This window comes from Curtobacterium sp. MCBD17_035 (genome assembly GCF_003234815.2).
GTDB lineage: Bacteria > Actinomycetota > Actinomycetes > Actinomycetales > Microbacteriaceae > Curtobacterium.
In genome coordinates this window covers 1,230,752-1,250,494 of the sequence record NZ_CP126279.1, presented here as the reverse complement: position 1 = coordinate 1,250,494, position 19,743 = coordinate 1,230,752, and the positions used below count along the sequence as shown (strand labels likewise).

Sequence of the window (19,743 nt, the reverse complement as noted above, 5' to 3'; positions counted from 1 at the left end):
GATGCCGCTCTGACCTGGGTCGGAGCGGCATCTTCTGCGATCCCGGCGAAGGGGCCGGGGGTCGGCCGGGCCGGGCGGCCCGGCCTGCCGGGCCGGGCCGGGCGGGTCAGCGGCGGCGGAGCGCCTTGCGCACCACGCCCTTCGCGACGTTGTGGGGGCGCTGCATCTCGCCCTCCTTGGCACCGACCACGATGATCCAACCGCCGAAGATCGCCTGGAGCCACTGCAGGCGCTGGAGCTTCCGCTGCACGCGCGCGAGCTCGGGTGACGTGCCAGGCGCCGGCTCCGTGGCCCCGGCCGCCGGCTGCCCCTTGCGCGCGTCCGCCTCGACGAGCTTGCCGTAGCGGTTGCCGACGACGGCCGTCCACAGCGTCACACCCGCGCCGACCAGGGTCACGACGGCCTTGTAGGTGTTGATGCGGTGCATGCCGTGCTGGACCGCGCTCCGCGGCGCGTTGTGCGCGGTCACGTCGAGGTCGGCGAGCAGGTGCAGCACGACGGCGCCCGTCTGGATCGGCCCCCAGCGCCGCCACCCGATGGTGGTGAGACGGGTCCGTTCCTCCGGGTCCTTGGCGCGGGCCGCGGCGCCGTTGAGCCCGATGGCACCCATGAGGGAGCCGCCGAACCACGCGGCCGCGGTCAGGTCGTGGATGGATCGTCCGGGGAGGTTGCCTGCCATGTCCCGGACGCTACGCGCGGACGGCGCAGGAACGCCCAGCCGCCGTACGCCGACGCTCGGGTCAGACCCCCTCGAACACCAGCGTCATCTCGGCGAGGTCGTCCTCGGACGGGGTCCAGGCCGAACCGGCGTCGACGTTCTGGGCGATCTGCTCCGGCTTGGTCGCACCCGCGATGACGCTCGTGAGTCCGGGCTGGGCCAGCAGCCACGCGAACGTCGCCTGGAGCATGGTCACGCCCCTGGCCTCGCAGAAGCGCTGGTACTCCTCGATGACGTCCCACGGGGCGTCGTCGAGCAGCTGCGGCTTGATGTTCGTGATCCGGGCGTCCGCCGGGCCGCCGCCGCGTCGGGTGTACTTGCCGGTGAGCAGGCCGTTGGCGAGCGGGAAGTACGGCAGGAACCCGAGCGCGTACGCCCGCACCGCCGGCAGGACCTCGGCCTCGGCACCACGAGCGAGCGGGCTGTACTCGTTCTGGGCCGACACGAACGACGTGGTGCCGGCGATGGAGGCGGTGAGCTCGGCCTCGGCGATCTGCCACCCGGCGAAGTTCGAGTGCCCGATGTAGCGGATCTTGCCCTCGCGCACGAGGTCGTCGAGCACGGACAGGGTCTCCTCGATCGGCGTGATCGGGTCGGGGACGTGCATCTGGTACAGGTCGATCCAGTCCGTGCCGAGTCGACGCAGCGACCCCTCGACGGCGAGCCGGACGTACCGACGGGAGCCACGGACACCCCAGTCGGGCCCGTTCGCACCGCGCATGTCGCTGCCGAACTTCGTCGCGAGCACGACCTCGTCGCGGCGACCGGCGAGGGACCTGCCCATCATCGACTCGCTCCGGCCGGGCTCGCCGCCGTAGATGTCCGCGGTGTCGAACAGGGTGACTCCGGCGTCGAGCGCAGCGTGGACGACGGCGTCCGTGCCCTCCTGCGTCTCGGTGGCGGTGCCTGGTCTGCCGAAGTTGTTGCAGCCGAGCCCGACGGTCGAGACGACCAGGCCGGAGGGACCGAGAGGACGGTGTTCGATGTCTGCCATGCCGCAGACGCTACCGGCGTCACCCGCACTGGGGCGTCCGGGAACGGGCGCCGCGCACTAGAACAGTAGGACGGACCATCGAGAGGGAGCACGCGTGGGCCAGCACCGCATGCCGGGCGCGACGCCGGACCAGGCGTCGACGCCGGACGTGCCGACCCCTCCGCCAGTGACCGGGACCCGCGGCCTCCCCGCGTGGGTGACCGCACCACCGACGCCGGTGGCACCCGTCCCGTCTCCGCAGACCGCCGCGCTCGCCGAACCGGGCGTCACACGGCCCGTCGCCGCGGCTGATCACCCCGCCGTGGCGACCGGACGCCCCGTGACGGAGGGTGCGACGACGCCCGTTCCCGCCGCACGCACGGTTCCTGCTGATCCGCTTCGTCGTCCGCGGACCGCGCGAGCCCCCCTGCCCCCCGCGCCGCTCTCCCCCACGGTCGACACCGGCGCGATCGAGGCGGCCCGCCGTCACGCGGCGTCCGGCACGGCGTCGCGGATCGCGGCGACCGTCCGTCCGGGCACCTCGGACCCGACCGCGCCGCCCGTACCCGACCTCGCGGCATCCCTCACCGCGACCGTTGCCGGGCACGGCTCCGCGACCGCGTCGGAGGCGGACGCTCACGTCACGTCCCCGCTCCCCACCGGCGAGCAGCACGCCGGTCCCACCGGCCGGACCGCATCGGGTCGCGGCCCGGGCCAGGTCCCGGTCCCGGTCCCGGATCCCGGGAGGCCCGGCGTCGGCGTCGCGGGTGCCGTCCGCCCCGCCACGTCCGGGTCGCCGATCGTGGCGACCCCGGGTGGACCGCGCCCCGTCACGCCGCAGCCGACGGAACGACGGACGACCGACGCCGCCGAAGGGCCCGTCGAACCCCGGCCGGGTCAGCCGCGGTTCTCGGTGCCCGGGCTCGAGTACCTCGTGGTCGGAGGCCCCGTCGACGAGGACCTGCCCCGACCCGTCGGGGCCCCCAGGCCCGTCCCGGGGACGCCGGTCGCACCGGCGTGGGCGACTCCGACGGGCGCTCCCGCACCGCAGGCCGCACCGATCCCGCCCGAGACGACGAGCCTCGTGACGCCGGACACCGTCGACCCCGCCGCTCCGGCGTCGCCGTTCCCGGTTCCGGCACCCCCGGCCCCGACCGCGCGGGACCGGCGTCGTGCCGCCGCTGCCGAGAAGCAGGCCGCGGCAGCGGAACGGGCAGCGCAGAAGCAGACCGCCGCCGCAGAGCGCGCCGCCCAGAAGCAGACCGCCGCCGCAGAGCGCGCCGCCCAGAAGCAGACCGCCGCCGCAGAGCGCGCCGCCCAGAAGCAGACCGCGACGGCAGAGCGCGCCGCCCAGAAGCAGACGGCCGCCGCACGCACCGCCCCGGAGCAGCCTGCTCCGGCCGTCGGCGCCGCCGAGCAGCCCGCGGCGACGGCCGCGCAGACGCCGGACCACCGGGGCAGCGAGGGCAACGACGAGCCGGTCGTGTTCGCTCGCTCCGCCGCCTCGGCCGTGTCCCTCGCCGGTCGACGTGGTCGATCCGGTCGCCGCGGCGCCCGGACCGAGCGAGCGCACGGCCTCCACCGCGCAGCCCCCGTCGGGAGCCGAGAACCGCACGGATCCGACGCCGGCGTGGCCCGCCGGGCCGGGGCCCGGACCGACGACCCGCGGCGGGTCTCCCGGACCGACGCGGCACGGGCCTCCCGGACCGACGGGCCGGACGGACGCCCGGCCGTCAGCCTCGGCACCGCCGCCGCGCTCGCGGTGGTCGCCGGCCTCGCGACGCTCGCGGTCGGTGCATGGTTCCTGCTCGCCGCGGGTCAGGTGCACGTCGTGGCCCTCGTGCTCGGCGGCCTCGCGATCGGTCTGGCCGTGATGGTGCTGCGGGCACGGGCAGCTGCGTCGTGGACCCGTCTGCTCTCGCTCGTCGGACTCGTGTTCGGCATCGCTGGCAGCGCCGTGCTGCTCGTCGGCCTCGTGAGCGCGCTCGCGCCGACCCTCGGGCTGCACCTGCCGGACCTCGGCACGACGACCGGGACCGGCAGCGCGACGTCCGTCACCTGGTGACGCCGCGGACCCGACCGGACGACCGGATCGCGCGGGTCAGACCGCGCGGATCACGCCGCGGCTGAGGATCGCGTTCGTCAACGCGTCGACCGGCCCGCGACCGGCGGCCGGGTTCGCCATGAGGACGTAGTCGACGGCCGGGAGGTCCGGCAACACCAGCCGCTGGGACACCTTGACGAGGTCGGCCGGGATGAGGGAGTGCGGGAACACCGCCACCCCGATGCCCGCTCGGACCGCCGCGAGCACGCCGTTGACGTCGCGCGTGTTGCACGTGATCCGCCACGTGCGGCCGACGGCCTCGAGCGCGTCGATGGCCATCTGGCGACTGATGCTCGGCGCCTGGTAGGCGATGAGCGGCACGGGTTCGTTCGGCTCGAGCGCGATGCCGTCCTGGGCCATCCACACCATCTGGTCGCTCGCGACGCGCGTGCCCTCGGCGGGCTGCCCGGCGGTCTGCTTGATGAACACGAGGTCGAGCTGACCGGCCTTGAGCCGCCGGAGCAGCGGACCCGACTGGTTGACCGTGAGCTCGAGGTTGATGTGCGGGTGGAGCCGCCGGAAGTCGCGGAGGATGCGGGGCAGCTGGGTGATCGCGAGGTCGTCGGCCGCCCCGAAGCGCAGACGCCCGCGGTTCGCCTGGCCCGAGAAGTACGCGTCGGCCTGCCCGTGTGCGGCGAGGATCGTGCGCGCGAAACCGGCCATGGCGTCGCCGTTGTCCGTGAGCGCCACGCCTCGCGTGTCCCGGACGAGGAGGGTCCGGGACACCGCGGTCTCGAGCTTCCGGACGTGCTGGCTGACCGTGGGTTGGCTGATGCCGAGTCGGCCCGCGGCCTGCGTGAAGCTCAGGGTCTCCGCGACCGTCAGGAACGTGCGGAGCAGGATCGGATCGAGCAAGAGTTCCCCCGGTGGTCGCGGCGATGGTCATCACGGAACGCAATGGATTGATAGGGACGATAGCCCTCGGCAATGGGTGCCGGCGATTAGTTTCGAAGATGAACAGCATTCGCCACCGATCGCCGGAGCCCCAGAACCGTGAGCGCCCCCTCGTCCTCGTCCACCCTCTACCCGCCGACCGAGCCGCTCCCCGTCCTGGCGACCCGCCCGCCGTGGCGACACACCCTCATCGCCCTGTCGGTACCGAACTTCCGGCTCTTCACGGCGACGAACCTGGTCGCGATGACCGCCGGGTGGATGCAGCGCGTCGCGCAGGACTGGCTCGTGCTCCAGCTCACGCACTCCGTGGCGGACGTCGGGATCACCGTCGCGATGCAGTTCGCCCCGATGCTCCTGTTCGGGCTGTTCGGCGGCGTCATCGTGGACCGCTACTCGAAGCGCGCGCTGATGATGCTCACGCAGGCGTCGTTCGCGCTGCTCAGCGGCGTGCTGGCGGCGCTGACGCTCGCGGGGGTCGTGCAGGCCTGGCACATCTGGGTGATCGCGTTCGTCGTCGGGCTCGTCACCGTGATCGACAATCCGGCCCGGCAGGTGTTCGTCACCGAGATCGTCGGACAGGAGCACCTCCGGAACGCGATCAGCGTCAACTCGTCGGTGTTCCAGCTCGGCGGCATGATCGGCCCGGCGCTCTCCGGCATCCTGCTCGTCGCGGTCGGGGCCGGCTGGTCGTTCGGCATCAACGGCATCGCCTGCGCGGCGGTCGTGGTGACCCTGGGGTTCCTCCGCGTTTCCGAACTCCACCGGATGCCGGCCGTGCCGCCGTCGAAGGGGCAGCTGCAGGAGGGCCTCCGCTACGCCATCCGGAAGCCGACGATCATCGTGCCCGTGGTGCTCGTCGCGTTCTTCTCGGTGTTCGCGCTGACCATGCCGGTCCTCCTGTCCGCGTTCGCCTCGGACGTCTACCACGTCGGGGCCGGCGGCTACGGCGTGTTCAACTCGATGGTCGCGATCGGCGCGCTGACCGGCGCGCTCCTGTCGACGCGGCGTGCGGTGGTACGACTGCGGACCATCGTCGGCGGCGTCGGCATCACGGGGCTGCTCCTCGTCCTCGCCGGCGCCGCGCCGATGATCGCGCCGTTCGCGCTCATCCTCGTCGCGGTCGGGATGGCGCAGCTGCTGTTCCAGACCGCGTCGAACTCACTCGTCCAGATGTCGTCGAACATCGGGATCCGCGGCCGTGTGATGTCGCTGTACGTGCTCGTCCTGCTCGGCGGCCAGGCGATCGGCGGGCCGGTCATGGGGCAGATCGTCGACCGCTTCGGTGCACACGTCGGCATGGTCGTCGCGGGCGGGGTGCCCGCGATCGCCGCCGCGGTCATCGCGGTCGTGCTCGCTCGACGGGGCGGCCTGCACCTGGAGGTCCGCCTGCGGCACCACCTGCCGCTCCCGGCCATCGTCGGCCAGCACTAGGGGGCCGACGGACGGGAGGGACGGGGCGGAGCCGCCCCGTCCCTCCCGTCCGTCGTGCACCCCGTCTGGAACCGCACCATCAGGGCGTTACTCTCTTCGGGGAAGCGGGCACCTCGCGGGTGCACGGCGAGGAGCGGGGACGATGACCACGACGGACGCACCACGGCACGAGGCGTACAGCCCGTACGCGCGGGACTGCCCCACCCGGCAACTGCTCGACCGCATCGGTGACCGGTGGACCGTCCTCACGCTCGGGGCGCTCGTCGACGGGCCACGGCGGTACTCCGCGATCGCGGGGCGGGTCGACGGCGTGTCACAGAAGATGCTGACGCAGACGCTGCGGGCGCTCGAGCGGGACGGCCTCGTCACGCGCACGGTGTTCCCGGAGATCCCGCCGCACGTCGAGTACGCCCTGACCGATGCCGGGTGGTCGCTCCGGACCGTGCTCGCCGGGCTCGAGGACTGGGCGACCGGCCACATGGACGACGTCCTCGCGGCCCGCGCGGCGTACGACGAACGCTGACGGTCGACCCGGGGTCCACCGGAACACCGGGCGCGTCCGCGTGGTTGCCTGCCGGTATGCGATCGATCGTCTACACCCACACCGGTGACCCCTCCGTCCTCGAGCTCGTCGAGCGGGACGTCCCCGAGCCCGGTCCGGGCGAGGTCCGCGTCCGGGTGGTCCGTTCCGGCGTGAACCCGACCGACTGGAAGTCGCGGCGCGGCGGCACGGACGGGTCTCGGTTGCCGTTCCCCGAGGTCACCCCCAACCAGGACGGCGCAGGCGTGGTCGACGCCCTCGGCGACGGTGTCGACGGCCTGGTGGTCGGTGACCGTGTCTGGACCTTCCTCTCCGCGCAGCAGCGTCCGACGGGCACCGCGCAGGAGTACACCGTCCTGCCACGGGAGCGTGTCGCGGCGTTGCCCGACGGCGTCGACTGGGACGTGGCCGCGTCGCTCGGGGTCCCCGCACTGACCGCGCACCGCGCGCTCACCGTGCACGAGGACGGGCCGACACGTCTCGGTCCCGGGGCGCTCGCGGGACGGACCGTGCTCGTCGCCGGTGGCGCGGGTGCCGTCGGGCACGCCGCCATCCAGCTCGCCGCCTGGTCCGGTGCCCGTGTCGCCTCGACGATCAGCAGCCCCGCGAAAGCAGCACTCGCGACCGCGGCCGGCGCCCACGCGACCGTCAACTACCACGACGACGACGCCGCGGACCAGGTCCGGGCGTTCGCGCCGGACGGCGTCGACATCGTGGTGGAGGTGGCCATCCCGCAGAACGCCGACCTCGACGCGCAGGTGCTCGCCACCCGCGGTGTCATCGCGATGTACGCGAACAACGGGGGCGACGAGGCCACGCTGCAGGTCCGGCCGAACATGGCCCTGAACGCGCGGTACCAGTTCGTCCTGCTCTACACGATGGGCGAGGTGGCGCTCCGCGCGGCGGTCGAGGACGTCACCGCGGCCCTGCGCGACGGGGCGCTGCCCGTCGGCGAGGAGCACGGCCTCCCGATCACGCGGTTCCCGCTCGAGCGGACGGCCGACGCGCACGACGCCGTCGAGCACGACGCGGTCGGCAAGGTGCTCATCGACGTCCAGCCCGAGTGAGGCGGGGCGCGGTCAGCCCTCCTCGGGGTCCGAGGACCCCGCCGCCTCCGGCGTCTCGGCCGTGCTCTCCGCCGGAGGCTCGGTCTGGTCCGCCGCGAGCGCCCGCTTCCGGCGCGTGACCTGCACGGCGATCGCGACCGGGACGGCCGCCAGGGCCAGGCCGCGCATCCACGGGCGGTCGAACACGTGCCCGGTCGCGTGGTCGAGGGAGACCGCTCCCGGCCCACCGAGCGCGAACATCGACGCGGCGAATCCCAGGAACGCGGGGAACTCGAACCCGCCGTCGGCGTTGAAGAACCCGTTCGGCACGTGGATGCTCGCCGCCGTGCCCATGGTCGTCGCCGCGCCGGCACCGGCCACGGGGGTCCCGAGCCCCAGCACGAGCGCCGCTCCCGACCCCGCCTCACCGAGCCCCGCGAGCACGGCGTGCGGTCTCGCCGGCCGGAAGCCCATCGCGTGCATGCCCTGCGCGGTGCCCTCGATGCCACCACCGCCGAACGCCCCGAAGAGCTTCTGCGAACCGTGCGCGACGAGCACCGCCCCGAGGGCGACGCGGAGCAGGGTCGTTGCGGTGGTCGCCGCCGTGGTTCCCGGATGACGCATGGAGTTCCTCCCTGGTGTCGACGGGCCCGCACCACGCGGGCCGGTGTCGCCGAACGTACTCACGCTCTCCGGCACGCGCCCGCCGGTCGACGCTCCGGACTCCCCGAGGACGATGCGGTAGGCAAGAGGGGTGACCGACCTGCCGGACCTGACCGACCGCCCACAGCACACCGCGATCGTCCTGGGCGGAGGTGGCGTCGCCGGCATCGCGTGGGAGCTCGGGCTCCTGAGCGGGCTGCTCGAGGCCGGGATCCCGCTCGCCGACGCCGATCTCGTGGTCGGGACGAGCGCCGGCAGCGTCGTGGGCACCCTGCTCCGGACGGGTGGCGTCGCGGACGCCTACGGTCAGCAGGTCGATGACGTGCCGTGGGACTACGAGGAACCGGCCTCGCCCGACTGGGCCGCGATCGGCGCGCAGTTCGTGGCCGCGCTCCAGGGCGCCACGGGCGACCAGGACGCTCGCGCCCGCATCGGTCGCCTCGCGCGCACCGTGACGTCGGGACAGAGCCAGGAGGAACGCATCGCCTCGTTCCGCGCGACGTTCCCCGCCGACACGTGGCCGGACGCGCCCCTCGGCATCACCACCGTCGACGCGACCGACGGGTCGTTCCGGGTGCTCACCGCCGCCGACGGCGTCCCGTTGACCCGCGCGATCGCGGCGAGCTGCTCCGTGCCCCTCGTGTGGTCCCCGGTGACCGTCGACGGCCGCCCGTACGTCGACGGCGGCGCCCGCTCGGGGACGAACGCGGACGCCGCGGCGGGGTACGAGCGCGTGCTCGTCATCGCCTGCAGGGCGGAGGACCCGAGCCCGACCGGTCCGTGGCTCGACCGCGCGGTGGCCGGTCTGCGGCACGACGGTTCGGCCGTCGAGGTGGTCGTCGCGGACGCCACGAGCCAGGCCGCCTACGGCACGAACGTCCTGGCGCTGTCGACCCGGGCCCCCGCCGCGCACGCCGGTCGGGCGCAGGCGGCCGCCGTGGCCGCGCGCGTCCGCGACTTCTGGGTCGGCTGAGCGATCGGTCCGCTGGCGCTCGGTCGGATCGGCCGACTCCGAGGCCGTGTCGCCGCCCTCCGATAGCGTGGGTGGATGCCGAACGACGACGCCACACCGTTCTCCGACCTCGACGCCTTCGTGGCGCTCCCCCGTGTCGACGGCATCGCGCTGTCGCCGGACGGCACGCGCGTGGCGCTCACGGTGAGCACGCTCGACCACGACCGGACCGGGTACACCCGCTCGATCTGGTCCGTGCCGACGTCGGGCGAGGGCGTGCCGGTGCGGCTCACCCGCTCGGCGAAGGGCGAGAGCGGCGTCGCGTTCACCCGGAACGGCGACGTCCTGTTCGTCTCCGCCCGTCCGGACGCCGACGCCGCGAAGGACACCGAGGCCGGTCAGGTGTGGCTCCTGCCCGCCGCCGGCGGCGAGGCCCGGGCGGTCACGCGACTCGCCGGTGGTGCGGGCATCGCGGCGACCGCGCGGGAGGCCGACACCGTGGTCATCAGCGCGGGGCTGCTCCCGGGTGCGAACGACGCCGAGGGGCGCCTGCTCGAACGCGACGCCGAACTCCGCGCGGCCCGGAAGGAGCACGCCGTCGCGGCGATCCTGCACGAGACCCACCCGGTCCGCTTCTGGGACCACGACCTCGGACCCGACGAGCCGCACCTGTTGGCGCTCGACCTCGGCGACCTGCACGAGACCCTCGACGCTCCCGTCGCACCGGGCACCGCAGCCCCGGACGAGGTCGCGGTGGCCGACGCACCGGTCGCCGTCACCGCCGAGTACCCCGCGGACCTCCCGCGCCCGCGCGACCTCACGCCGTTCCCCGGGCGCTCCGCCGACACGGCCGGGCAGGCGCTGACACCGGACGGCCGCACGCTCGTGGCGGCCCTCACGGTGCACGAGCAGCGCGGTGTCCGGGCCGTGCTCGTCGCGATCGACACCGAGACCGGCGAGCGCACCACGCTGTTCGACGAGCCGGACGTGTTCCACGAGATGCCGGCCGTCAGCCACGACGGCACGACGATCGCTTGGGTGCGCGCCCCGCGGGACACCCCGGCCGGGCCCGCCGACCGTGAGATCTGGGTGGCCGACCTCGACGGCGGCCACGCCCGACGCATCGCGACGGAGTGGGACCGCTGGGCGAACGAGTTCGTGTTCGACGCCGACGACCGCGCCCTCATCGCCACCGCGGACCAAGACGGCCGCGCGCCGGTGTTCCGGATCCCGCTCGACGGGAGCGCCGTCGAACAGCGCACCACGGACGAGCACGCGTACACCGGGGTGGCGGTCGACCGGGCGACCGGCGTCGTCGTCGCGCTCCGGTCCTCCTGGGCGGCGCCGCTGCACCCGGTCCGGATCGACCCCGACGGCACCGTGACCGCCCTGCCGACCCCCGCGCCGCTGCCCGCGGTGCCGGGCCGCGTCGAGGAGGTCGAGACGACGACCGCGGACGGCACGCGCGTGCGCGGCTGGCTCGTCCTGCCGCCGGGCGCGTCGGCCGACGCGCCCGCGCCGTTCCTGCTGTGGATCCACGGTGGACCGCTCAGCAGCTGGAACGCCTGGAGCTGGCGGTGGAGTGCCATGGTCGCCGCGGCGCGGGGCTACGCGGTCCTGCTGCCGGACCCGGCGCTGTCCACGGGGTACGGCCTCGAGTTCATCGCGCGCGGCTGGAACGCCTGGGGGCAGGCGCCCTACACCGACCTCCTCGCCATCACCGACGCCGTCGTGGCGCGGCCCGACGTCGACGAGACCCGCACCGCGGCCATGGGTGGCTCCTTCGGCGGCTACATGGCGAACTGGGTCGCCGGGCACACCGACCGCTTCGACGCGATCGTCACGCACGCGAGCCTCTGGGCGCTCGACCAGTTCGCCGGCACCACCGACGCGTCGTACTACTGGCAGTCCATCTTCACGGCCGAGGGCATGGCCGAGAACGACCCGCACCGGTCCGTGGAAGCGATCACGACACCGATGCTCGTGATCCACGGCGACAAGGACTACCGCGTGCCGATCGGCGAGGGGCTGCGGCTCTGGTCGGAGCTGGCCGAGCACCACGCCGAGCCCGACGGCACCATGCCGCACCGGTTCCTGTACTTCCCGAACGAGAACCACTGGATCCTCACGCCGCAGCACGCGAAGGTCTGGTACGAGACGGTGTTCGCGTTCCTCGCCCAGCACGTGCTCGGCGAGGCCTGGGAGCGGCCGGAACTGCTCGGGTGAGGACGCCGGGCGGCAGCGGTCACACGAACGCGGCGTGCCCCGTGATCGCACGTCCCACGATGAGCGTGTTCATCTCGCGGGTGCCCTCGTACGAGTAGATCGCCTCGGCGTCGGCGAAGGACCGCGCGACGCCCGCGCCCAGGACGATGCCGTTGCCGCCGAGGACCTCGCGACACCAGCCGACGGTCTCGCGCATCCGCGCCGTCGCGAACGCCTTGGCCAGCGCGGAGAACTCGTCGCGGTGATCGCCGCGGTCCTGCAGCGCCGACGCCTGGGTGCACAGCGCGATCGAGGCGGTGATGTTGCCGACCGAGCGGACCAGGAGGTCCTGCACCAGCTGGTGCCGCGCGATCGGCTTGCCGAACTGCTCGCGCTCCCGCGCGTACCGGAGGGCGGCCTCGTACGCACCGACGGCGATGCCGATCGCCTGCCACGCGACCTCGCACCGGGTGAGCCGGAGCACCGCCGCGGTGTCGCGGAACGACCGGGCACGCTGCAGCCGCCGCTCCTCGGGGACACGCACGTCGCGGAGCACGATGTCGGCGTTCTGCACCGTCCGGAGCGAGATCTTGTCCTCGATCTTCGTGGCGGTGAACCCCGGCGAGTCCGTGGTCACGAGGAATCCCTTGACCTGCCCGTCGGCCACGTCCTTCGCCCAGATCACGACGACGTCGGCGAAGGTCGCGTTGCCGATCCAGCGCTTCTCGCCGTCGAGGACCCAGGTGTCGCCCTCGCGTCGGGCCGTGGTGCGGAGACCGCGGGCCGAGTCCGACCCCGAGCGCGGTTCCGTCAGGCCGAACGCACCGACGAGTTCGCCGGTGGCCATGCGCGGCAGCCATGCGCGCTGCTGGTCCTCGCTGCCCGCGACGGCGATGGCGTTCATGGCGAGGCCGGACTGCACGCCGACGAAGGTCGCCATGCCCGCGTCGACGCGGCCCATCTCGAGGGCCGCCCACCCCCGGTACACCGCCGAGTTCTCGAACCGGGCGACGAGCGGGATCCCGGATCCGAGTACCCCGGTCTCGGCGAGCGGCCGGATGAGGTGCGTCGGGAACTCCGCGTCCGCCCACGTGCGGTCGGCGATCGGGGCGACCCGGTCCTCCATGAATGCGCGGAGCGCCAGGACGCGTTCGCGCTCGACGTCCGTGAGGTCGTCCTGGAAGCGGTAGAAGTCGGCCTCGAGGTGGGCCCGCTGCACGCGCTCGGTCGTGTCGAGCGGTGCAGCGGCGGCGGGGGTCGTCGTTGACATGACCCCCATCGTGCATCGTTCTGAGGAACGTTGCAACACGCGTAGGCTCCGGTGGTGGACGGTATGCGGGAGGCGCGGCTCGGCCAGCACGGCACGGCGCTCGTCCCGAGCACCCTCTCCGCCCGTCTGGAGGCCCATCCCGACGCCCTCCGCGCGTTCCGTTCCGCGCGACACCGGTTCGTGGACGGCGAGCGGATCGACATGGGCCGCCTGGCCGCCGAGCTCGGCGTCGACCGCACGAGCCTGTTCCGCTGGGTCGGCAACCGGGACCAGCTGCTGTCCGAGGTGCTGTGGTCCCTGGCCGTGCCGACGCTCGACGCGGCCGACCGCGCCGTGACCACCACCGGTGCCGCCCGGATCGTCGGCGTGCTGACCCGGTTCACGGCCGACCTCATCGAGGCGCCGTACTTCCGCGTGTTCCTGACGCGGGAGCCCTCGCGCGCGCTGCGACTGCTCACGACCACGGACAGCGACGTGCAGCGCCGGCTCGTCGCGGTCGTCGCCACCCTGATCGACGAGGAATCGTCCGCGGCGCGCTTCGATCCCGCGCCACTGTCGGCACGCGAGGTGGCATCGTTGCTCGTCCGGATCTCGGAGTCGTTCTCGTACGCCGACCTCATCTCGGGCGAGCCGCCGGACGCCGACCGCGCTCGCGCCGCCTTCGAGTACGTCCTCCGTCCGTCCGCGCCGACCACCCCGCGCCCGTCCGACCCGGCCGCCGGATAGCGTGGCGACCATGCCCACGCTCCTGCACCTCGACTCGTCCGCCGACCTCGCCGCGTCGCGGTCCCGTGCCCTCACCGCGGTGTTCGCGGACGCCTGGCGGGCTCGTGGTGCCGACCACACCGTCACGTACCGGGACCTGCACGTGCACCCGCTCCCCCACCTCGAGGCATCGGCGTTGCACTGGCCGGCCGCGGAACGCCGGCCCGGCGCGGACGTCCCCGCCGGATCGCAGGAGCTCCTGCAGTCCGTCGTCGACGAGCTGCTCGCCGCGGACGTCCTGCTCGTCGGGGCGCCGCTCTACAACTACTCGCTGCCGTCGACCCTGAAGACCTGGATCGACCGGGTGCACCTGCCCGGGGTGCTCGTGCCGGACGCCGGGTCGACCGGCCCGCTCGCCGGGCGTCCCGCGGTGGTGGTCGTCACCCGCGGTGGCGCCTACGACGCGGGGACCCCGACCGAGGGCTGGGACCACGGAACGCCCGTGCTCGAGCTGATCCTCGGGACCGCACTCGGCATGGACGTCCACACCGTGACCGCGAGCACGACCCTCGCCGAGACCGTCCCCGCGCTCGCGCCGTACCGGGAGCGTGCCCGAGCGGAGTTCGCCGAGGCCGAGCGCGAACTGGCGCGGCTCGGGGGCTCGCTGGGCTGAGACCCGCGGTCGCGCCGAGGACGCGCCGTTAGGCTGCCGTCGTGACGACCCCGGCGCCGACCAGTCCGCCCACCCCCGTCAGCACCCTGCAGGCCGAGGCGTTCGCCGCGGGCACCCTGCCGCCCGTCGAGCAGGTCCGGGACGGCGTCTGGACCCTCGCGATCCCGTTCGCCGCGGGCGTCCCCGACTCCACGCTCACGTACGTGCTCGAGGCCGCCGACGGGTCGCTCGTCGTCGTGGACCCGGGCTGGGGCACCGAACCGACGCTCGCGGTGCTCCGGGACGGCCTCGCCACGATCGGTCGGACCCTCGACGACGTCGGACTCGTCGCCGTGACGCACCTGCACGTCGACCACCTCGGCGCGGCGGCGGCCGTCCGGAACGCCTCCGGCGCGCGGGTCGCGATGCACCCGGCGGAGGCGCGAGCGATCCGCCACCAGGACGAGGACCGTCGGCGGGACGACGAGGACATCGCACGCTGGGGCGTGCCGGAGCCGCTGCGCGCCGGCCTGGTGCGGGCCTGGGGAACGGGGCGGCGCCTCCCGGACGTCGAGGCGGACCTGCTCGTGGAGGACGGGGACGTCCTGCCGGTCGCGGGGCGCGAACTCCGGGCCCTGTGGACGCCGGGCCACACGACCGGACACCTGTGCTTCGTCGACGCGCCGGACGGACTCCTGTTCACCGGCGACCACGTGCTCCCGCGGATCAACTCCGGGCTGGGGCTCGGGGGTCGGACGGACACGAACCCGCTCGAGGACTACCTGGCGTCGCTCGACCGACTCGCCGACCTCGCGGAGCTCGAGGTGTGTCCCGGACACGAGTACCGGTTCCGCGACGTGCGCGCCCGGGCCGCGACGCTCGCCGACCACCGGCGGGAACGGGGCGAGCACGTCGCCGCGGCACTCGACACGCTCGACCGCCCCACGCTGTTCGAGGTCGCGGCGCACGTGCCGTTCCGTGGGGGCATCGCGTCGATGACCGGGTACCTGCTCGCGTCCGCGCTCGCCCAGACCGCGTTCCACGCACGGTTGCTCGGGCGGTCGGACGAGATCCGACCGGCCTGACGCCGCCGTGACACGGGCCTCGACGCAGGGCTCGAGGACGGGTCAGCCGCGCACCTGGGCGTCGAGCGGCACCTGCGCCGCCGCGGCGACCGAGCGGACGACCTCGCGCAGTGCGTCATCGTGGAGCGCCACCGAGAACCCGACCACGCGCCGGTACACCGGGAGGTCCACGGTCGTCCAGCGTCCGCCGCTGTCGACCACGACCCGGAGCGCCTCGACCGTGCCGACGCCGTAGCGGTTGGCGGAGGACGTGGTCCCCGTGCCCACCTGACCGACCGCGGCGCGCGGGACCCCGAGGAGGAGCGTCGGCGTCCCGCCACCGACGTACAGGCCGATCCCGTGCTGGTCGGCGACGAGCGTCCCCGCCGCGCTCCGCGGCGCCCGCCGCTCGGGTCGCACGCCGAGGAGGCCCGCGGCGCGGTCGACCTCGGCCGCGGTGCCGCGCTTGACGAGGACGGAGGCCGTGAACGCACCGGGGTGCCGCTCGGCGAGCACCCGCTCACGGGCGCGGGTGCGGGCGTGCTGCACGGCGAGGACCACCTCGATGAGGACGAACACCCCGAGCGCGATGACGAGGAGGCTCTCGACGATCCCGACGGTCGACATGCCGTCCTCGTGCTCCCGGTACGCGAGGAACCCGAAGCGGAGCGCCGCGTACGCCACCACGAGCACGATCCCGACGATGCCACCCCGACGTCTGCGCATGTGGACACCCTAGGCCGCCGTCCACAGGGGCGCCGCGCCCCCGTTCGGGCCTCCCGTGGCCGGGCTAGTCTCGACCCGTGAGCAGCCCTGGATCCGATCCCGCGCCCGTCCGCGTCGAGCGCCCCGCGCCGGGCGTCGTCGTCGCCACACTCGACCGACCCGACGCCGGCAACGCGCTGGACGTCGCGATGGTCCAGGCGCTCGAGGACCTGGCGGACGCGGTCCGTGCCGACGTCGACGTCCGGGTCCTGGTGATCGGCGCCTCGGGATCCGCGTTCAGCCTGGGCTACGACGTCGCCGAGTCCGCGGACCGCACGGACGCGACCGTCCCGGACGACCTCGACCGACAGGAGCGCACCGCCGACGCACTCGCGGCGATCCGCGCCCTCCGCGTGCCCGTGGTCGCCGCCGTGGGCGGACCGGCCGCCGGGACGGGCCTGGCACTCGCGCTCGTCGCCGACATCCGGCTCGCCGGGCCCGATGCGGTGTTCCAGGCGTCGTTCACCGCACTCGGCACCTCCGCCGGCGAGTACGGCGTGTCGTGGCTGCTCCCCCGACTGGTGGGCCCCGCGGTCGCGGCGGACCTCGCGTTCACCGCCCGCGCGGTCGACGCCGACGAGGCCGCCGCCCTGCGTCTCGTGAACCGGGTCGTGCCGGACGTCGACGCCGCCGCGCTCGAGCTGGCGCGGACGATCGCCGCGAACTCCCCCGTGGGCGTCCGACTGTCGAAGCGCGCGATGCAGGCCAACCTCGAGGTCCCGTCGTACGACGCGGCGCTCGAGCTCGAGAACCGCGGCCAGACCCTGCTCACCCGGACCTCCGACATGGCGGAAGCGCTCGAGGCGTTCCTCGAGAAGCGCCAGGCGTCGTTCTCGAACCGATGACGCCGAACTCCACCGAACGCACGACCGGCAGCACCGTCGCTGGTGACAGCACGGGCCTGCCGACGGTCCCGGACGGAAACGGCACGCCCGGCAGCGGCGCGACCGGCTCCGGACACGCGCACCCCTGGCAGGGCATCCGTCTCGAGCACCTCGACGCCGGTGTCAGCCGCCTGGTCATCGACAACCCCACGCGGATGAACGCCGTGGACGCCGACGTCTTCCGCGAGATCGGGGAGGCCGCGCGGCACCTGCGGCGCGACGGCACGCGCGCGCTCGTGCTCACGGGCGCCGGCGACCGCGCGTTCTGCGCCGGGTACGACCTCGCCGCGCTCCCGGCCCTGCGCGCGACGACGGTCCCGGCGTTCCTCGACATCGAGGACACCGCGAGCGAGGCCGTCCAGGCGCTCCACGACCTGCCGTTCCCGGTCGTCGCCGCGGTGAACGGCGCTGCCTCCGGCGGTGGCCTGTCCCTGGCGCTCGCGGCCGACGTGCGGCTCGGTGTGCGGCGTGCCTCCTTCAACGCGGCGTTCGTCAAGGTCGGCTTCTCGATCGGCGAGCTCGGGACGTCGTGGATGCTCCCCCGCGTCGTCGGCCCCGGCATGGCCGCCGAGCTGGCGTTCACCGGTCGGGTCGTCCGTTCGGACGAAGCCCTGGCGATCGGGCTGCTCGACCGGATCGTCGACACGACCGCCGACGACGCCGTGGCCGCGTTGCAGGCCGAGGCCGTCGCGCTCGCCACGGCGTACGCGGGCCCCGACCGCCGTGGCACGCGCATCGGCAAGCGATCGCTCGGGAGGGCCGGGGAGACCCCGTCGTACGAGGTCGCGGTCCGGCAGGCGTTCGGGGACCGGGCGTGAGCGCTGCGGCGAGCGACGGGGCGGACGTGCTCCGGGCCTCCCGAGCGTTGCTGCCGACGGATGACCTGCGGCACCGACCGGCACCCGGGGCGCGCATGCGGGACAGCGTCTTCTACCAGACGGTGCTGCCCGAGGAACGACTGGCGGTGCAGGTGTACCTGTTCGTCACGGGCACGGGGGCGGCGGGTTACAACGTGGTGGTGTGGGGCGACGCCGCGCCGACCGTGCGCGAGTTCGGCGGCGGGCGCGTGGCCGAGGCGATGGACCTCGACGACTTCACCGTCGGCGGTCTCACGGTCCGGCACCGGGATCCGCTGTGCACGGCCGACGTCGTCGTGCGGACGGACCGCATCGAGCTCGACCTGACGTTCACGGCCCTGCACGAGGCCTTCAGCTTCCGCGACGCCCCCGACGGCCTGCCGTCCTGGTTCGCGGAGGACCGCATCGAGCAGACCGGTGCCGTCCGTGGCCACGTGCGCGCGGACGACCACGCGTTCGAGCTCGGGCCGATCGGGCACCGCGACCACTCGTGGGGTCTGCGGGACTGGCGTGCGCCCCAGCACTGGAAGTGGCTCGTGGCGTACACGCCCTCCGGGCGCGCGGTGAACGGGTGGACGTGGATCGCCGCCGGGCGGTGGGGGTTCGCCGGGTACGTCCTGCGGGACGGCCGGCCGGTGCCCGTCTCGCGCATCGAGGACGACACGAGCTACGGCGCCGGGTACGAGCAACGCCGACTCCACGCGGTCCTGCACGACGTCGAGGGCGGCACGACGACGCTCGACCTCGACGTCTTCGGCGTGCTGCACCTGCCCGACGAGCGGACGGGGACGACCGTGCTCGAGGGTGGGTGCGTGGCGCGCATCGACGGCGAGCGGGGCGCCGGGCAGTTCGAGGTCGAGTGGCCGACGGACTACTTCGCCCACCTGCGCGGGGACGACGCGTGAGCGACGGTGCGACCGCCGGGACCACCGGCGCGGGAACCGAGACCGCCGTCGACGCGACGACGACCGCGGCCCTCGGGCGGTGGCTCGCCGACGCCGGGTTGACCGACTCCCGGGTGTCGGTGCGGCCGATCGGCGACGGCCACGCCAACGTCACCTGGCTCGTCGAGGACGACGCCGGGCAGCGCGTCGTGGTCCGACGCCCACCCCCACCGCCGACGCCCCCCGGCGCGAACGACGTCCTCCGCGAGGCCCGCGTGATCGCGGCGGTGGGCAGCCACGCCGGCGGATCGGTACCCGTGCCACGCGTGCTCGCGACGGCCGACGCCGGCACGGTGCTCGACGTGCCGTGCTTCGCCATGTCGTACGTGGCGGGTCCGGTGGTCACGACGGACCTGCCCGAGGGGCTGTCGACGCCCGCCGCCCGCGCCGCACTCGCCGACGACCTCGTGGACCGGCTCGCCGCGCTGCACCGCCTGCCGTGGGACACGCTCGGACTCCGCGGCCGACCCGACGGCGCGAACCTCCGGCAGCGGGACCGCCTCGCACGACTCGTCGCCGAGCCCGACGGTTCCCCGCCCGACGCCTTCGCCGACGTCGACGCGTGGTTGGTCGAGCACGCGCCGGCCGAGTCGGGGGCCGCGTTGGTGCACAACGACTACCGACTCGGGAACCTGCTGCTCGCGCCGGACGCCCCGCGGGTCGCGGCCGTGCTCGACTGGGAGCTCGCCGCCGTCGGTGATCCCCTCGTGGACCTCGGGTACCTCGTCGCGTCCTGGTCCGGGCCCGGGGGCCCGTCGACGCCCGTGCAGGAACTCGGCGCGGCGAGCAGTGCGCCCGGGTTCCCCGACGCTCGCACGCTCGTGGCGCGGTACGCCGATGCGACCAGCGCTCCCCTCGACCACCTCCGGTGGTACGTCGTGCTCGCGAACTGGAAACTCGCGGTGCTCTACGAGTACAGCCGCCGCCGCCACGAGCGCGGGGACGGCGACCCGTACTACGCGGGTACGGGCAAGGTCAGTGCCTTCCTGAGGGCCGCGGACGCCGCGCGCACCGAGCCGTTGACCTGACGCGGCGCGCGAGCGGCCGCGCCGCCCGAGTCGCCCCCGTCGGTGCC

At 74.3% G+C, this 19,743-nt stretch carries 19 protein-coding genes; 13 read left to right on the top strand and 6 right to left on the bottom strand.

The features are described from left to right. Window positions 1-106: 106 nt before the first annotated feature. Both DEI93_RS05970 and DEI93_RS05965 read right to left on the bottom strand, forming a co-directional pair. Window positions 107-679, bottom strand: a complete 573-nt coding sequence (locus DEI93_RS05970; protein ID WP_111008599.1) for a hypothetical protein — start codon at window positions 677-679, stop codon at window positions 107-109. 61 nt (window positions 680-740) lie between these two features. Beyond that, window positions 741-1,712: an aldo/keto reductase gene (locus DEI93_RS05965; RefSeq protein ID WP_111026858.1), complete on the bottom strand. Its 972-nt coding sequence runs from the start codon at window positions 1,710-1,712 to the stop codon at window positions 741-743. Between the two features lie 166 nt (window positions 1,713-1,878). Here DEI93_RS05965 and DEI93_RS05960 point away from each other — a divergent pair, with 166 nt between their 5' ends. Next, complete coding sequence (locus DEI93_RS05960; RefSeq protein ID WP_146244366.1) at window positions 1,879-3,756, top strand: hypothetical protein; 1,878 nt, start codon at window positions 1,879-1,881, stop codon at window positions 3,754-3,756. Window positions 3,757-3,792: 36 nt separating this feature from the next. Here the strand turns inward: DEI93_RS05960 and DEI93_RS05955 are convergent, their stop codons facing one another. Further along, entirely contained in the window at window positions 3,793-4,650 is an 858-nt protein-coding gene (locus tag DEI93_RS05955) for a LysR family transcriptional regulator (RefSeq protein WP_111008596.1), read from the bottom strand. Window positions 4,651-4,788: 138 nt separating this feature from the next. Between DEI93_RS05955 and DEI93_RS05950 the strand changes: the two genes are divergently transcribed. The 3 genes from DEI93_RS05950 (at window position 4,789) to DEI93_RS05940 (ending at window position 7,728) form a co-directional block, all read left to right on the top strand. After that, window positions 4,789-6,120 (top strand): MFS transporter, encoded by a 1,332-nt coding sequence (locus tag DEI93_RS05950; RefSeq protein ID WP_111008595.1) that lies wholly within the window; start codon window positions 4,789-4,791, stop codon window positions 6,118-6,120. A 142-nt stretch (window positions 6,121-6,262) separates the two neighbouring features. Next, on the top strand, window positions 6,263-6,643 hold the full coding sequence (locus DEI93_RS05945; RefSeq protein WP_111008594.1) for a winged helix-turn-helix transcriptional regulator: 381 nt from the start codon (window positions 6,263-6,265) through the stop codon (window positions 6,641-6,643). 56 nt (window positions 6,644-6,699) lie between these two features. After that, window positions 6,700-7,728: an NADPH:quinone reductase gene (locus DEI93_RS05940; protein ID WP_111119421.1), complete on the top strand. Its 1,029-nt coding sequence runs from the start codon at window positions 6,700-6,702 to the stop codon at window positions 7,726-7,728. 12 nt (window positions 7,729-7,740) lie between these two features. Here DEI93_RS05940 and DEI93_RS05935 read toward each other — a convergent pair whose 3' ends face one another. After that, complete coding sequence (locus tag DEI93_RS05935; protein WP_111119422.1) at window positions 7,741-8,331, bottom strand: DoxX family protein; 591 nt, start codon at window positions 8,329-8,331, stop codon at window positions 7,741-7,743. Window positions 8,332-8,461: 130 nt separating this feature from the next. Between DEI93_RS05935 and DEI93_RS05930 the strand changes: the two genes are divergently transcribed. Beyond that, window positions 8,462-9,343 carry a patatin-like phospholipase family protein gene (locus DEI93_RS05930; RefSeq protein WP_258372195.1) on the top strand — a complete coding sequence of 294 codons (882 nt, stop codon included), beginning with the start codon at window positions 8,462-8,464 and terminating at the stop codon, window positions 9,341-9,343. 75 nt (window positions 9,344-9,418) lie between these two features. Continuing rightward, window positions 9,419-11,548 (top strand): S9 family peptidase, encoded by a 2,130-nt coding sequence (locus tag DEI93_RS05925; RefSeq protein ID WP_111119423.1) that lies wholly within the window; start codon window positions 9,419-9,421, stop codon window positions 11,546-11,548. A 19-nt stretch (window positions 11,549-11,567) separates the two neighbouring features. Here DEI93_RS05925 and DEI93_RS05920 read toward each other — a convergent pair whose 3' ends face one another. Next, a complete protein-coding gene (locus DEI93_RS05920; RefSeq protein ID WP_111071764.1) occupies window positions 11,568-12,797 on the bottom strand; it encodes an acyl-CoA dehydrogenase family protein in 1,230 nt (409 codons plus the stop codon). A 63-nt stretch (window positions 12,798-12,860) separates the two neighbouring features. Here DEI93_RS05920 and DEI93_RS05915 point away from each other — a divergent pair, with 63 nt between their 5' ends. From DEI93_RS05915 to DEI93_RS05905, 3 genes are read left to right on the top strand one after another with little or no spacing between them, the layout of a single operon-like run. Next, window positions 12,861-13,523 (top strand): QsdR family transcriptional regulator, encoded by a 663-nt coding sequence (locus tag DEI93_RS05915; RefSeq protein WP_181436013.1) that lies wholly within the window; start codon window positions 12,861-12,863, stop codon window positions 13,521-13,523. Between the two features lie 10 nt (window positions 13,524-13,533). After that, the gene (locus tag DEI93_RS05910) at window positions 13,534-14,175 is read left to right on the top strand and encodes an FMN-dependent NADH-azoreductase (RefSeq protein WP_111119515.1); all 642 of its coding nucleotides are present in this window, start codon (window positions 13,534-13,536) and stop codon (window positions 14,173-14,175) included. Between the two features lie 41 nt (window positions 14,176-14,216). Further along, window positions 14,217-15,239 carry an MBL fold metallo-hydrolase gene (locus DEI93_RS05905; RefSeq protein WP_111119424.1) on the top strand — a complete coding sequence of 341 codons (1,023 nt, stop codon included), beginning with the start codon at window positions 14,217-14,219 and terminating at the stop codon, window positions 15,237-15,239. A gap of 42 nt (window positions 15,240-15,281) precedes the next feature. On the opposite strand, the gene DEI93_RS05900 is transcribed toward DEI93_RS05905, so the two are convergent. Further along, window positions 15,282-15,944, bottom strand: a complete 663-nt coding sequence (locus tag DEI93_RS05900) for a hypothetical protein (protein WP_111119425.1) — start codon at window positions 15,942-15,944, stop codon at window positions 15,282-15,284. Window positions 15,945-16,021: 77 nt separating this feature from the next. Here DEI93_RS05900 and DEI93_RS05895 point away from each other — a divergent pair, with 77 nt between their 5' ends. From DEI93_RS05895 to DEI93_RS05880, 4 genes are read left to right on the top strand one after another with little or no spacing between them, the layout of a single operon-like run. Then, window positions 16,022-16,828, top strand: a complete 807-nt coding sequence (locus DEI93_RS05895; protein WP_111119426.1) for an enoyl-CoA hydratase/isomerase family protein — start codon at window positions 16,022-16,024, stop codon at window positions 16,826-16,828. Next, on the top strand, window positions 16,825-17,685 hold the full coding sequence (locus DEI93_RS05890; protein ID WP_111119427.1) for an enoyl-CoA hydratase/isomerase family protein: 861 nt from the start codon (window positions 16,825-16,827) through the stop codon (window positions 17,683-17,685). Before DEI93_RS05895 ends, DEI93_RS05890 begins: the two co-directional genes overlap by 4 nt. Then, a complete protein-coding gene (locus DEI93_RS05885; RefSeq protein WP_111119428.1) occupies window positions 17,682-18,629 on the top strand; it encodes a DUF7064 domain-containing protein in 948 nt (315 codons plus the stop codon). The genes DEI93_RS05890 and DEI93_RS05885 overlap by 4 nt, the downstream gene beginning before the upstream one ends. Continuing rightward, entirely contained in the window at window positions 18,626-19,696 is a 1,071-nt protein-coding gene (locus DEI93_RS05880) for a phosphotransferase family protein (protein WP_111119429.1), read from the top strand. The genes DEI93_RS05885 and DEI93_RS05880 overlap by 4 nt, the downstream gene beginning before the upstream one ends. The last annotated feature ends 47 nt before the right edge of the window (window positions 19,697-19,743 follow it).

Excerpts from the sequence above, each read along its gene's own strand:
- DEI93_RS05970 (WP_111008599.1), bottom strand. The coding sequence starts at position 679 with ATGGCAGGCAACCTCCCCGGACGATCCATCCACGACCTGACCGCGGCC.
- DEI93_RS05965 (WP_111026858.1), bottom strand. The coding sequence starts at position 1,712 with ATGGCAGACATCGAACACCGTCCTCTCGGTCCCTCCGGCCTGGTCGTC.
- DEI93_RS05945 (WP_111008594.1), top strand. The coding sequence starts at position 6,263 with ATGACCACGACGGACGCACCACGGCACGAGGCGTACAGCCCGTACGCG.
- DEI93_RS05940 (WP_111119421.1), top strand. The coding sequence starts at position 6,700 with ATGCGATCGATCGTCTACACCCACACCGGTGACCCCTCCGTCCTCGAG.
- DEI93_RS05935 (WP_111119422.1), bottom strand. The coding sequence starts at position 8,331 with ATGCGTCATCCGGGAACCACGGCGGCGACCACCGCAACGACCCTGCTC.
- DEI93_RS05925 (WP_111119423.1), top strand. The coding sequence starts at position 9,419 with ATGCCGAACGACGACGCCACACCGTTCTCCGACCTCGACGCCTTCGTG.
- DEI93_RS05920 (WP_111071764.1), bottom strand. The coding sequence starts at position 12,797 with ATGTCAACGACGACCCCCGCCGCCGCTGCACCGCTCGACACGACCGAG.
- DEI93_RS05915 (WP_181436013.1), top strand. The coding sequence starts at position 12,861 with ATGCGGGAGGCGCGGCTCGGCCAGCACGGCACGGCGCTCGTCCCGAGC.
- DEI93_RS05910 (WP_111119515.1), top strand. The coding sequence starts at position 13,534 with ATGCCCACGCTCCTGCACCTCGACTCGTCCGCCGACCTCGCCGCGTCG.
- DEI93_RS05900 (WP_111119425.1), bottom strand. The coding sequence starts at position 15,944 with ATGCGCAGACGTCGGGGTGGCATCGTCGGGATCGTGCTCGTGGTGGCG.
- DEI93_RS05890 (WP_111119427.1), top strand. The coding sequence starts at position 16,825 with ATGACGCCGAACTCCACCGAACGCACGACCGGCAGCACCGTCGCTGGT.